The 13,204-nt window shown below is 69.5% G+C and carries 12 protein-coding genes; 9 read left to right on the top strand and 3 right to left on the bottom strand.

Annotation, left to right across the window (positions count from 1 at the left end; genetic code table 11):
* Positions 1 to 27 precede the first annotated feature (27 nt).
* Both DMP23_RS33005 and DMP23_RS33000 read left to right on the top strand, forming a co-directional pair.
* Complete coding sequence (locus DMP23_RS33005) at positions 28 to 504, top strand: hypothetical protein (RefSeq protein WP_337823436.1); 477 nt, start codon at positions 28 to 30, stop codon at positions 502 to 504.
* 13 nt (positions 505 to 517) lie between these two features.
* A complete protein-coding gene (locus tag DMP23_RS33000) occupies positions 518 to 883 on the top strand; it encodes a hypothetical protein (protein ID WP_337823435.1) in 366 nt (121 codons plus the stop codon).
* Between the two features lie 7 nt (positions 884 to 890).
* On the opposite strand, the gene DMP23_RS32995 is transcribed toward DMP23_RS33000, so the two are convergent.
* A complete protein-coding gene (locus DMP23_RS32995) occupies positions 891 to 2,813 on the bottom strand; it encodes a DUF6541 family protein (RefSeq protein ID WP_337823434.1) in 1,923 nt (640 codons plus the stop codon).
* Between the two features lie 194 nt (positions 2,814 to 3,007).
* Between DMP23_RS32995 and DMP23_RS32990 the strand changes: the two genes are divergently transcribed.
* Complete coding sequence (locus DMP23_RS32990; protein ID WP_337823433.1) at positions 3,008 to 4,525, top strand: hypothetical protein; 1,518 nt, start codon at positions 3,008 to 3,010, stop codon at positions 4,523 to 4,525.
* Positions 4,526 to 4,589: 64 nt separating this feature from the next.
* Positions 4,590 to 5,321 (top strand): lysophospholipid acyltransferase family protein, encoded by a 732-nt coding sequence (locus tag DMP23_RS32985; protein WP_337823432.1) that lies wholly within the window; start codon positions 4,590 to 4,592, stop codon positions 5,319 to 5,321.
* 311 nt (positions 5,322 to 5,632) lie between these two features.
* Here the strand turns inward: DMP23_RS32985 and DMP23_RS32980 are convergent, their stop codons facing one another.
* Positions 5,633 to 6,457, bottom strand: coding sequence for an HAD family hydrolase (locus tag DMP23_RS32980; protein WP_337823431.1), 825 nt, complete (start codon positions 6,455 to 6,457; stop codon positions 5,633 to 5,635).
* 57 nt (positions 6,458 to 6,514) lie between these two features.
* On the opposite strand from DMP23_RS32980, the gene DMP23_RS32975 reads away from it, so the two are divergent.
* Positions 6,515 to 7,402: an LLM class flavin-dependent oxidoreductase gene (locus tag DMP23_RS32975; RefSeq protein ID WP_037807638.1), complete on the top strand. Its 888-nt coding sequence runs from the start codon at positions 6,515 to 6,517 to the stop codon at positions 7,400 to 7,402.
* Positions 7,403 to 7,443: 41 nt separating this feature from the next.
* Here the strand turns inward: DMP23_RS32975 and DMP23_RS32970 are convergent, their stop codons facing one another.
* Positions 7,444 to 9,456, bottom strand: coding sequence for a DUF6541 family protein (locus DMP23_RS32970; protein ID WP_337823430.1), 2,013 nt, complete (start codon positions 9,454 to 9,456; stop codon positions 7,444 to 7,446).
* Between the two features lie 89 nt (positions 9,457 to 9,545).
* On the opposite strand from DMP23_RS32970, the gene glf reads away from it, so the two are divergent.
* From glf to DMP23_RS32950, 4 genes are all read left to right on the top strand, one after another.
* A complete protein-coding gene (gene glf, locus DMP23_RS32965; RefSeq protein WP_037807122.1) occupies positions 9,546 to 10,769 on the top strand; it encodes a UDP-galactopyranose mutase in 1,224 nt (407 codons plus the stop codon).
* On the top strand, positions 10,762 to 11,280 hold the full coding sequence (locus DMP23_RS32960) for a phosphatase PAP2 family protein (protein WP_037807124.1): 519 nt from the start codon (positions 10,762 to 10,764) through the stop codon (positions 11,278 to 11,280). Before glf ends, DMP23_RS32960 begins: the two co-directional genes overlap by 8 nt.
* A complete protein-coding gene (locus DMP23_RS32955) occupies positions 11,277 to 12,335 on the top strand; it encodes a decaprenyl-phosphate phosphoribosyltransferase (protein WP_337823429.1) in 1,059 nt (352 codons plus the stop codon). The genes DMP23_RS32960 and DMP23_RS32955 overlap by 4 nt, the downstream gene beginning before the upstream one ends.
* Positions 12,336 to 12,551: 216 nt before the next feature.
* The gene (locus DMP23_RS32950) at positions 12,552 to 13,187 is read left to right on the top strand and encodes a hypothetical protein (protein WP_337823428.1); all 636 of its coding nucleotides are present in this window, start codon (positions 12,552 to 12,554) and stop codon (positions 13,185 to 13,187) included.
* Positions 13,188 to 13,204: the final 17 nt, after the last annotated feature.

Here is a 13,204-nt window from a genome sequence, read left to right as displayed (position 1 = left end):
ACGGGTTGACAATGATGAGGAACCGCTGTGACAGACCCGTTCCAATTCTCCAAGAAATCCCTGCTTGACCAGCAGCAGGCGCTCGAGGATCGCGCTCCGGACGAGGCGGTCGCGACCTGGGTCGAATTGGCGAACCTGGCTCGTGCTGAACTGCAACGGCTAGGGCTGCCTGCCTCGATCAGCACTTCCCGCGACCCCGTTTCTCTGGACACTCCTCCTGGGGTGTGCATTCATATTGCCGACCGGTATCCGTACGGAGTGCTGTTCAGCTGGCATGCGCCCATCATCGATACGGAGAGTTTTCGGGAGAAGCTGATCGCGCAGAAAATGGACGACCCGCTGGTGGCCCGGGTGTTCGAAGTGACCGGGATGATAGAGCGTGCGGTGCACCGCTTGCTCGACAAGGCTGGTTTCCGAGTGTTCATCGACAATTCCGCGCACAGGTACTACGAGTTCCGGGTTTTGGCCGCGCCGGCCCGGTTGAGGGGGGCCAAGAGTGTCTGATCCGCTTCGGTTGATGGAAACGTGGTCCACCGAGGGCGGCGAGGCTGTCCAGGCTTCGGCGGAAGCGGTCGAGTCGTGGACTGAACTGGCGAATCTCGCCCGCGACGAGCTGGTGCGGATGGGGATCCCGGCTGTCGTGCACGCGTGGGCCGAGGCGAGTCCGGGGGCGGTGGTCGAGGTCCACGCGGGCCCGCCGTACGGCGTCACCGTCAAGTGGAAAACTGTGGTCGCCGATTCGGACGATGCCGCGAAGGACATCCTCGAGGAGACGTTGTACTCGGTGCTCAGTGCGGCGAACTTTCGCACTCTGGTCGATAAAGTCGGGCCCGATCAGTATATTTTCCGGGTGCTGAAGAGGCCGTACTTGATCCTGGAATGACCAGCCCTCAGCGATTCAGCTGGTAAATCACCGCGTCCTCGTTGCGGTACACCTCTTTCAGGAACGGCAGCCCCGCCAACCCGTTCACGCCCGGATCCGCATAGGCGCGCTTCGGCGGAGCCGCCGGGCGGCCCAGGATCACCCAGTGGATGTTCAGGCGCTGTACGGCGGCGCGGACGGCCGGGTCCGTGTCGTAGTCGCGGAATTTCGCGGCCAGCAGCACGGCATCCGACGGCGGGCTCGTGCCGTCGTCGTGGGCGGCGACGGTGCGGACGCCGCTGAGCGCGTAGGTCCACGGCGTGCCGTCCCAGCGGTCGTTCATCGCCCATTGACCCGGCTTCGCGAGCTTGCCCAGTTCCGCCATCGCGCGTTCCTCGCCGGGCGTGATTTCCAGGGTGTGCGGATCGGGGCGGTGATACCCGCGCGCGACCACCTCGCTGTTGGTCTCGGTGTACAGGCCTTTCGAGGCTCCCGCGAAGGCGACCAGGACCACCCCGGCGAGCGCTGCCGGCGGCACCCGCGCGGGCAGTCGTTCCTTCAGCCACTCGTGCAGTCCCGCGATTCCGTGGCCCGCGATGAACGACAGCGGCACGATCGCCATCGTGATGAACCGGTACGGGTCGTCCCACCACGGCCGGGCCAGTGCCATGACCAGCGGTGCGTCCGAGGACGAGACCGCCATATAGAACAGGCCGGTGACCAGCGCGGTCAAGCCGATCCAGCGCAGCGAGCCAAGCCTGCGGAAAAAAATGAAACCGGCCAGCAGCGCCACCGACAGCACAATCTGCGGCTGTGGTTCGAAATGCTGGAACCCGAGCAATGCGCCGAGCGCGGTCGTCGCGCGCCATTCGCTGGGCCAGCCGAGGTATTGCACCGTCGAGCTGTTCGCCAGCCCCAGCGCGCCGAACAGTTGCAGCCACGCCACGAGCATCGCCAGCACCGCGATCGGCAGGAGTGCCAGCAGGTCCTTGCCGATCGAGCGCCACCGCTCGATCCAGCGCTGCACCAGCAGCGGCCCGGCGAACAGGATCGCGCCGAACAACGTGGACGAGTGGATGCACAGCAGTCCGACCGCAGCGATCATCAGCACGAAACCGGTGTCCGGTGCGACCCGGTCGAGGTACCGGCGCAGCACCACGGCGGCCAACGGGGTGAGCGCCATGCCCAGCAGGAACGGGTACAGCGGCCCGCGGTCCATCGACTCGTACAGGCCCATCACCGGCGCGACCGAGGCGAGCGCGACGGCTCCGGCCAGCACCGCGCGGCCTCGGTACGCCCGCACCAGCACCGCGAGCGAAAGCGCCAGCAAGCCCGGCAGCAGGGCCGTGTTCACGTCCAGGGTGAGCGGGATCGAACCGCCGCTGAGCGTGTACTGGACGGAGGCGAGCAGGTGGTACGCGTTCGGGTAGAAAGGCGGTTTCCCGTCCCCGTACCAGTTCACCGTGCCCATGCCGAAAAGGCTGCCGTCGCCGGTTTCGGCGATGTAGCGCACGCCGTTGGCCGCGTACGGCGCGTCGCCGCCCTGTGCGATCGCGCCGAGGTGGCCCATGCCGTGCGCGGCCGTGTAGAACCCGATGACGGTGGCGAGGACGACGCAGGCGCCGACCGCCCAGTTCGCCCGCGGTTCCCAGGCCCGCACCTCTCGCTCGGGCCGCCACCGGCGCACCGTGAGCCACCGGAGTCCAAACGCGACAGCCGCGAAGATGACGGTGGCCAGCGCATAGGTCCAGGCGTTGAAGGGCAGCCCCATCGCCGCTGTCCACGGGCCCGCGAGGCCGCCGACGGCGTAGCTCAGCAGCGGGGTCAGGCCGGCCAGCAGCCAGCCGCGCAATCCGGCGGCGGCGCCGGTGATCAGCCCGGGAATCCCGAGCACGAGCAGGCAGCAGGCGATGCTGGCTACCACGGACAACGTTGTGGGGTCGCTCGGCACAGTCTTCCTCGAGTTATCGGCGTCCGCCTGCTCCCCGTGGCGGATGGGAATCGGGCCTTAGGCTAGCCGCACCCCATATACACCCGAACGGCTGATGTCCGGGAAGCGCGGCCGCGCGCTTGACTGGAGCCGGTGAGGAACGGTCCGCCCGGGGGTCGGCTGGACGGGTGAGGGGCGCGGGAGGCTGGGGGCGCGTGGTTTACGCGGTCGTGGGGGGATGGCTGGCGCTGGCCGCGCTGGTCGTCGCCGCCTGGCGGCGGATGGGGCAGGACCGGAGCTGGCGGGTCGCGGTTCTTCTGCTCGTTCTCGGGTTTTCTCTGCTGCATCAGCTGTTGTTCGCCACCGCGACCGAGGACGCGTACGTCAGCTTCCGGTACGCGCAGAACATCGCCGACGGCAACGGCCCGGTCTTCAACCCTGGCGACCGCAGCGAGACGTACTCGAATTTCCTCTGGCTCGTAACGATCGCCTTGCCGCGCGGGGCATTCGGTGCGGAAGTGCCGTCGGCAGCTGTCGTATTGAGTGGCGTGGCCGCGTTGGGATGCGTGTTGATGGCGTATTTCCTCGCCAACCGCATTGCCGCGCTCGGGTTGCCGGAGGGGGCCGAGCCGCGGCGCGCGATCGGGGTCGCGGCGGCGTTGCTGACCGCGGGGGCGAACGGGCTTGCGGTGTACGGGCTTTCGGGCACTGAGCTGCCGATGTTCGCGTTGCTCATGCTCTGTGTCGCGTACGCGTTGGTGGCGGGCCGGCCGTTGGTCGCCGGCGTGCTCGTGGCCAGCGCGGTGATGACGCGGCCGGAAGGGATTGCGCTCGCGGTCGTCGGCGCGGGGTGGCTCGGTTTCGCTGCCGTGCGCGGGCGGCACACCTGGTGGGCACCGGTCGGTTTTGTGCTGGGCGCGCTGGTGTTCTTGGCTCCGTGGACGGCTTGGCGCGTTACCTACTACGACCGGTTCGCGTCGGACGTGAGTCTGCCGCCCGCGCCGGATTGGCCGTATCTGGGCGGCTTCGCCTTGGCGCACTTGGGTTTTCTCGTCCCGGCCGCGGTGGTGGCGGGGTTGGTGGCATCGCGGGGACGCGCGGTGGAAGCCCGGTCGGCGTTGTGGTTGGTGCTGGCGCTCGCCGTCGGCCACACCGGGATCGTGGTGCTTTTCGAGGAGGATCCGGGACTGTCGTGGCGGCTGCTCGTGCCGGTGCCGCCCTTGCTGGCGGTCGCCGCGGTGGCCGGGTGCGGCGTCCTCGCTCCGGTGCCGAGGCCGCGGGCGATTTCCCGGGCGGTTCCGGCGGTCACCGCGGCGCTCACCGGGGTAGCGGTGGCGGTCTCCGTGTTCAGTCCTGAAGTGCTGGAGCGCGTGCGGGCCTGGAGCACGCAGGGAGCGCAACTGGCCGAGGTCGGCGACTGGCTCGCCCGCTACCTGCCGCCCGGGTCCACCGTGAGCGCCGGGTCGCCGGGGCTGCTCGCGAGCCGCGCCGGTTCGCACGTGCTGGTGGTCGGGATGGACGCGGAACGGTCGACGCTCGCCGTGCCCGGCCGGTCGGGATATGCCGATCGCCAGGATTGTGCCGACGACCTGCCCGCCTGGTACCGCGTCGCGACCTTCCGGCGCACCGGGACGCCGTTCTGGATCGCGGTCTACCCGCGCGCCGACGACGCCAGCCGGCTCGTCGGCGAACTCGACCGCGCGCCGGACTTCCACTACGTGTCCTGCCCCTGAAGTGTGGCGGAGCCGACCCGCGCGACCTACCGGCGGGAAACCTACGGTCCCGTAGCCTTGGCGCATGGCTGAATTCGTGTACCCGCCCGTCCTGGTCGCCGCGCGGCTGATGTTCCGGCTGCTCGACAACCGCCTCCGGGTGACCGGCGCCGAACACGTGCCCGCCCAGGGCGGTGCGGTGCTCGCCTGCACGCACGTCAGCTACCTGGACTTCATCTACTGCGGCCTCGGCGCCCGCCCGGCGAAGCGGCTGGTGCGGTTCATGGCCAAGCAGGAGATCTTCAGCAACCCGGTCGCCGGCCCGCTGATGCGCGGCATGCACCACATCCCGGTGGACCGCGCCGCCGGGCAGGCGTCCTACGACGAAGCCGTGGCGCGGCTGCGCGCGGGCGAGGTCGTCGGCGTGTTTCCGGAGGCCACGATCAGCCAGTCGTTCACCGTGAAGGACATCAAGACCGGCGCGGTCCGGATGGCCGCCGAGGCGGGCGTGCCGGTGATCCCGATGGCCCTGTGGGGCACGCAGCGGCTGTGGACGAAGGGCCGTCCGCGCGACCTCACCCGCAGGCACGTGCCGATTTCGGTGGTGATCGGCGAGCCGATGCGCCCCGGCCCGGAGGACTCGTGCGAAGCGCTGACGACGGACCTGCGCGCCCGGATGTCGGAGCTGCTGGAGAAGGCACAGGCGGAGTACCCGGAGGCCCCGGAGAGCGACGCCGAGCGCTGGTGGCTGCCCGCCCACCTCGGCGGCAGCGCGCCGACGCCCGAGGAGGCGGCTGCGCTCGACCGCCGCTCTTGAGCGCCCCGATGCCGCATTGGGTGCGTTGAGCGCACCGAATGTGGCGTTGGGTGCATCTGACGCACCCAATGCCACATTGGGGTTTCTCAGTAGTGCGGCGTGCGGCGATGCGCGGCGTCGACCGGGCGGCGTTGCTTCTCCGCTCCAGTTGACGTCTGTGAAGGGCTCCTTGAGGGAATCAGATTCCCTGAAGGAGCCCTTCACGGGCCTCGGGGGAGGAGCCGCCGGCGCGCCTAGTCGGCCGGGACCCGCAGCGTCCTGGCAACCACCGCTGCCGCGAACCGCGCTACTGAAACAACCCCATTGAGCGCCTAGAACCAGCGCTCCAGAACCTCCGCCACCCCGTCCTCCGCGGCCGGTCCGGTTACCTCGTCCGCCACCGCCAGCACGGTCGGGTGGCCGTTGGCCATCGCGACGCCGTGGCCCGCCCACTGCAGCATCTCGACGTCGTTGGGCATGTCCCCGAAGGCGATCACCGACGACTGGGGCACGTCGAAGCGCTCGGCGATGTCCGCGAGCCCAGTCGCCTTCGTCACGCCGTGGGCGGACAGTTCGATCAGCCCGCCGGAGGACGAATACGTGACGTCCACCGCTCCGTCGAGCACCGCGCTCGTCGCTTCGGCCATCTCCTCCGACGTCATCCCGCGCCGGCTGACCAGCAGCTTGATCGCCGTTTTCCCCAGCACCTCCGCGCGCGGCGCGATGCGGCTCTCCTCGTCGCCCCACGGGTTGTGGTACTCCGGCTCGATCACGAAATTGCGCAGCTCGTGGTCGACCGATCCGGTGCTGATCCGTTCCGCCGCCAGCCGGCAGCCGGGCAGGGCCTTGTCGAGTGCCGAGGCCAGGTCGTGCAGGAGTTTCGGCTCGAGTTCGCCGTGCACCGCGACCACCGAGTCGGTGCCGATGTCGAGCAGCACGGCTCCGTTGGCGCACACCGCGTAGCCGGTCAGCCCGAGCGGTCCGGCGATCGGCGCGATCCAGCGCGGCGGGCGGCCGGTGCACAGCACGAACGGCACGTCGTCGGCCAGTACTCGCTGCACGACCGACACCGTGCGCGGCGTCACTTGTTCGCTGGGGCCGAGCAGGGTGCCGTCGACGTCGGACGCGATCAACCGGGGTTTCTCCACGCCTGCCATTCTCCCGGTCGCCGCCCGTTCGAGCGAATGTCAGTGCCGGACGTTACGGTCGGCCTCGTGCGAGCAGGCATCGTAATTCTCCCTGAAGACCGCTGGTGGGCGGCCGAGCCGAAATGGCGGGCGGCCGAGGAGTACGGCTTCGACCACGCGTGGACCTACGACCATCTCGGCTGGCGGTCGCTGGTCGACGGGCCGTGGTTCTCCGCTGTGCCCACCCTCACCGCGGCCGCCATGGTCACCTCCACGATCCGGCTGGGCACCTTCGTCGCCTCGCCGGTCGCGCGGCACCCCGTGCCGTTCGCGCGCGAGCTGATCACCCTCGACGACGTGTCCGACGGCCGGTTCGTGCTGGGCGTCGGAGCGGGCGTGGACAGTTCGCGCTACGACGCGCAGGTGCTGGCCGCTCCGGAGCTGACCGCGCGGCAGCGGGTCGACCGCTTCACCGAGTTCGTCGAGGCGCTCGACGGGCTGCTGATGACCGACAACTTCGACTTCTCCGGCGAGTACTACTCCGCGCGCGGCGCGCGGAACCTGCCGGGCACGGTGCAGCGCCCCCGGCTGCCGTTCCTGGTCGCGGCCAACGGCCCGCGCACCATGACGCTGGCCGCGCGGTTCGGCGCGGGCTGGGTCACCACCGGGCGCGGCGGGGACACCCTCGACGAATGGTGGACCGGCATCGCCGAGCTGGTCGCCACGTTCGAACAGCGGGCCGAAGCGGCCGGCCGGGACCTGGCGGGCATCCAGCGGTACCTGAGCCTCGACGCGGCGCCGGTGTTCTCGCTCAGCAGCGTCGCGGCGTTCCGCGAGGCCACCGAACGGGCCCGTGAGCTGGGCTTCACCGACGTCATCGCGCACTGGCCGCGCTCGAGCGGGCCGTACGAGGGGCACGAATCGGTGCTGGAAAAGGTCGTCGAAGAAGTGCTGCCGGGCCTCAAGGCGGAGTAGCCCCTCGTGACCGCGGCCGGGGGAGGCCGCGGTCACGAGAGTCACCTGATGATCGTGTAGATCTGCGCGCCCGGGTTGCGGTAGACGAGCTGCAGGAAATCGCTGCCCATGAGGTCGCGCAGGCCGGGGGAGATCGGCGCGCCCTTGGCGATCGAGCCGCTGCCCACCAGCACGTGGCGCACCTTCAGCCGCTGGACCGCCTCGCGCACGCGCACGTCGAGGTCGTAATCGCGGAAGTGCAGCGCCAGGTAGGTCGCGTCCGGCGAGACCGGGCCGCCGCCGTCGTAGTGGCCCGCCACCGGGTGTACGCCGGTCAGCGCGTACATCCACGCGGTGCCGTCGAGCCGGTCGTTCAGCACCTTCTCGTCCGGCGGGATGTGCATCCGGCCGAGGAACTCCATGGCCGCGATCTCGTCCGGGCTGACCGGCGGCGTGACCTCGCCCTCCGGCCCGTTGTAGTACAGGAACGACACCGCGGTGGCGTTCGCGGTGCGGTAGAACCCGCCGGTCAGCACCGCGGTCACGGCCACGACGACCGCCGCCGCCGCGATCCCGAGCCGGGAGACCACCCTCGGCCGCGCCTTCGCCCAGCCGATCGAGCGGATCCGCTGCGCCGTCCAGCGCTGCAGCTCCGCCATGCCGTGCCCGGCGAGCAGGCACAGCGGGATCGCAGCGAGCGCCATCAGCCGGAACCGGTCGTTCCACCACGGCCGCGACAGCGAGATGACCAGCGGCGAGGCGCCGTAGGACGTGACCAGCACGAACAGCCCGGACAACCCGATCGCGGACAGGATCAGCCAGCGCATCCGGTCGAGGGTGCGGAAGGCCAGCACGCCGACCACGAGCAGCACGGTGAGCCAGAGCTGCGGCGTGTGCAGCACCTGCTGGAACGTGCCGAGCATGTTCAGCGCCGACAGGACCGGCAGGTCCGAATTCCACGGCTGGTACGGGTACGAGCCGGAGGTGAACTTGATCGCGCCCAGGATCTGCGGTGCGGCGAAGACGACTGCGGCCGCCATGACCGGCACTGTGCGCACGATGTCGCCGCCGATCACCCGCAGCCCGTTGCGCCCTTCAGGCACACCGTCCACCCGAAGCCTGCGAAGCGAGCGGTACCAACGCTGCAGCACCAGCGGCGCCGCGAACAGGACACCGCCGAACAGCGCGCTCGAGTGCGCGGTGAGCAGACCGTCCGCGGACAGCGCGAAGACCAGGCCGGTGTCGACGCCCGGGCGTACGAGGAAGCGTTGCAGCGCGACCACCGTGAGCGGCGTGAGGACTATCCCCAGCGCGTACGGCAGCAGGCCGCTCGACACCGACTCGTACGCGCCTGTCGTCGCGGCAGCGGCGATCAGGGCCGTGCAGCCCGCGAAGACCGCACGGCCGCCCATCTGGCGGACCAGGGCGACCATCGACAGCGCGAAGATGCCCGCGACCGGCATGGTGATGGCGTTCAGCGTGACCGGGATGCTCGTCCCGGAGATCTGGTAAACCAGCGCGCCGACCAGGTGATAGCCGTTCGGATAGAACGATCCGTCCGGGTACCAGTTGATCTTGCCCATGCCGATGAGCGAGCCGTCGCCGGTGTCGGCGATGTAGCGGATGCCGTTCGCGTGGAAGACGGTGTCCCAGCGCTGGAAGACCGCCGTCGTCCCGCCGCGCGCGGACAGCACCACGGCGATCGACAGCGCCGTCGCCACCGCGACGCACGCGGCGACCGACCACTGCGCGCGCGTGCTCCAGACGACCGGAGGCTCCTCCGCGCCCGGGGTGATCCAGCCGCGGACGAGGCAGAGCCGCCGGATTCCCCACGCGACCCCCGCCAGCAGCAGCGTGCAGGCCGCGGCGGTGAAGACGTTGTACGGGAGACCGACAGTCGACAACCAGGGCCCAGCCAGGCCGGTGACGGCATAGCTGAGCAGCGGCGCGAGCCCGGCGAGGGCCCACCCGCGCACTCCCGCGGCCCGGCCGATGAGGCCGCCAGGGACTGCCAGCACGGCCACGTAGCTGGCGACCGCGCCTAGATAGGTCCAGAAGGTGTCTGGTGCAGGCATGCTTCTCACGTGTGTAGTGCCGGTAAAACCTGGCGGGATGCCGAGGTCGGTTCGGGACGCGGTCGCGCGACTGCGTACCCTGAGCGCCCGTGAGCGAGCACACGAACTCCGCCAAGATTACTGAAGACGACTTTCGCGGTTACGACCTCGTCGTCGTCGGGTCCGGTTTCTTCGGCCTGACCATCGCCGAACGGGCCGCGGCCGAGCTGGGCAAGAAGGTCCTGGTCCTCGAGCGCCGCCACCACCTCGGGGGCAACGCCTACTCCGAGGTCGAGCCCGAAACGGGCATCGAGGTGCACCGCTACGGCGCGCACCTCTTCCACACGTCCAACAAGCGGGTGTGGGAGTACGTCAACCGCTTCACCGAGTTCACCGGCTATCAGCACCGGGTCTTCGCGCGGGTGAAGGACCAGGTCTACTCGTTCCCGATGAACCTCGGCCTGATCAACCAGTTCTTCGGCAAGTCGCACACGCCGGACGAGGCGCGCGAGCTCATCGCGAAGCAGGCCGCCGAGTTCCGCACCGAGGACGCGCAGAACCTCGAGGAGAAGGCGATCTCCCTGATCGGCCGTCCCCTCTACGAGGCGTTCATCCGCGGGTACACCGCGAAGCAGTGGGAGAACGACCCGAAGAACCTCGGCACGAACATCATCAACCGGCTGCCGGTCCGCTACACCTTCGACAACCGGTACTTCAACGACACCTACGAGGGTCTGCCGGTCAACGGCTACACCGCGTGGCTCGAGAAGATGGCCGAGCACGAGAACATCGAGATCCGGCTGAACGTCGACTACTTCGACGTCCGCGAGCACATCCCGGCGGGCACCCCGACTGTCTACACCGGGCCGCTGGACCGCTACTTCGACTATTCGGCGGGCCGGTTCACCTGGCGCACCGTCGACTTCGAGTCCGAGGTCGCCCAGACGGGCGACTTCCAGGGCACCTCCGTCGTCAACTACAACGACGAAGAGGTCCCCTACACCCGCATCATCGAGTTCCGCCACTTCCACCCGGAGCGGGACTACCCGAAGGACAAGACGGTCATCTTCCGCGAGTACTCCCGGTTCGCGAAGGAAGACGACGAGCCGTACTACCCGATCAACACCGCCGAGAACCGCGAGAAGCTGGAAAGCTACCGCGAGCTGGCGAAGACCGAGGCGCGCGAGAAGAACGTGCTGTTCGGCGGGCGGCTCGGCACGTACAAGTACCTCGACATGCACATGGCCATCGGGTCGGCGCTGTCGATGTTCGACAACAAGATCGCCCCGCATCTGACCGACGGTGCGCCGTTGGACGGGTCGATCGATGCTTGAGAAGGACACCCCGCGCGGTGAGGTGGCCGTGCTCTCCAGCACCCAGAAGGTGCTGAAGAAGCCGGGCGCCGTGCAGGTCGCGCGGGGAATGTCGCTGTTCGGGGAGCACAGCGCGGGATGGTTCGCGCTGGGCTTGCTCGGAGCGGCGGTGGACCGCGACCGGCGCAAAGACTGGCTGGTCGCGTCGGCCGGAGTGGTGGGCGCGCACGCCGCGTCGATCGCCGTGAAACGCGTCGTGCGGCGGCGCCGTCCGGACCATCCCAGCGTGGAGGTTCTGGTCGGCACGCCGAGCAAGCTGAGCTTCCCGTCGTCGCACGCGACGTCGACGACAGCGGCGGCGGTGCTCTACTCCGGATTGACCGGGCGTAACCTGGTCCCCGCCCTGGTACCGCCGATGCTCGCCTCGAGGCTGCTGCTCGGCGTTCACTATCCGACAGACGTTCTGGCCGGAGCCGCCCTGGGAGGCGTCGTCGGCGGTCTGATCCGACGGAAGCTGACCAAGAAGCGATGAGCGAAACGACCGACGAGCGAACCGAAAACGCGTCCGGTACGGCCGAATCCGCAGAAGCGACAGAGGCGGCCGCCGAGAAGACCGACGCGGCCGAGGCGACCGAGAAGGTCGAGAAGACCGAGAAGGTCGAGAAGCCTGAATCCCCGGCCGCCCCGACCCCTTCCTCCGGCACGAGCCCCGTGGGCCTCGTGCTCGGGGTGATCAAGACCGCGCGGCCGAAGCAGTGGGTGAAGAACGTCCTCGTCTTCGCGGCGCCGTTCTTCGCGTTCTCCAAGGCGACGAACCGGACCGAGCTGGTCATCGACGCGCTGATCGCGTTCGTGGCGTTCTCGCTCACCGCCTCGTCGGTCTACCTGATCAACGACGCCGTCGACGTCGAGGCCGACCGGGCCCACCCGACGAAGCGCAACCGCCCGATCGCGGCGGGCATCGTCCCGGTCCCGGTGGCCTACGCGGCGGCCGTGGTGTTCTTCCTCGCCGGCCTCGCCGTGTCGTTCGCGGCGGACTGGCGGCTGGCGATCGTGCTGGCGGTCTACGAGGCCGTGCAGCTCGGCTACTGCTTCGGGCTGAAGCACCAGCCGGTGGTGGACCTGGCGATCGTCGGCTCGGGCTTCCTGATGCGCTCGGTGGCAGGCGGCGTCGCGGGCGGCATCGCGATGTCGCAGTGGTTCCTGCTGGTCACGGCGTTCGGCTCGCTGTTCATGGTGGCCGGCAAGCGGTACGCGGAGATCATGCTGTTCGAGCGCACCGGCGCGAAGATCCGGTCCTCGCTGAAGAAGTACTCGGCGAGCTACCTGCGCTTCGTGTGGGCGACGTCCGCGGCGATCCTGATCATGTCCTACTGCCTGTGGGCGTTCGAGATCCGCCAGGCCGAGCACAACTCGGTGTGGGCGGTCGTGTCGATGGTCCCGTTCGTGATCGCGGTGCTCCGCTACGCGGTCGACGTGGACGGCGGCAACGCCGGCGCGCCCGACGAGATCGCCTTGAAGGACCGCGTGCTGCAGGTGCTCGGCGCGACCTGGGTCGTGACCCTGTTCCTGTCGTTCTACCTGTGAACGGCGCGCGGATTACTGTGCCGATCGGTACTAATCCGACCACAGCCACGGCCTAATGACTTCGTAGCAACGGTTACGTGCCGGGCGGGGGGCGGCCTACTTTTGGCCGGATTAGTACACAGCTGGGATTCAGCTTCTCCACAGCATCGACGGTCACCCTCGGGGGTGGGAGCCGGGACACCCCGCCTCCCGCCCGCGCAGCCCGGAGGACCGACGATGAACGACGAAAAGAACCCCTCGCCTGGCGAGCCTGCCGGGCAGGAACCGACTGAGCAGTTCGGCCGGACCGGGGACCTGGGCGGGGCTTCGGCTGATGCGGGCCCGGCCGCCGCGGGTGGCCAGGCGGGATCGGCCGGGGACGCTACTCAGCCGAGCCAGCCGGTGCCGTCCGCCGAGCAGACCAGCCAGCTCGGTCAGCCGGGACCGTCTGCTGAGCAAGGCGCGTCTTCCGCGGAAGCGGGTCAGCACGCCGGTCCGGCCGCTCAGCAGCCAAATCAGCAGCCGAATCAGCCCGGTCAGTTCGCTCAACCCGGCCCGTGGGGCATGCCCCTGCCGCCGCCGAAGCAGAGCGGTTTCCGCCGGTTCGTCGCCCACCGGGCCACGCAACTGGTCGCGGTGAGCGTGCTGGGACTGGTGGTCGGCGGCGGGATCGTCGGCGGCGTCATGGCCGCGACGCACCATCCCGGCCGGCCCGGCATGAGCCAGCACCAGGGCGGCCACCGCTTCAACGACGGCGGTCCCGGCCAGCGCCACCGCGTCCCGGACGGCCAGAACGGCGGCAGCGGCAACAACGGCAACAACGGCCCCGGGTTCGGCAACGGCGGCGGCACCGGCTCCGGAACAGGCAACTGAGCGAACGGCGTATTCGC

Source organism: Amycolatopsis sp. A1MSW2902 (genome assembly GCF_017312175.1).
GTDB classification, from domain to species: domain Bacteria; phylum Actinomycetota; class Actinomycetes; order Mycobacteriales; family Pseudonocardiaceae; genus Amycolatopsis; species Amycolatopsis nivea.
The sequence above is the reverse complement of the archived record's forward strand: the minus strand, read 5'-3'. Positions and strand labels throughout refer to the sequence as shown.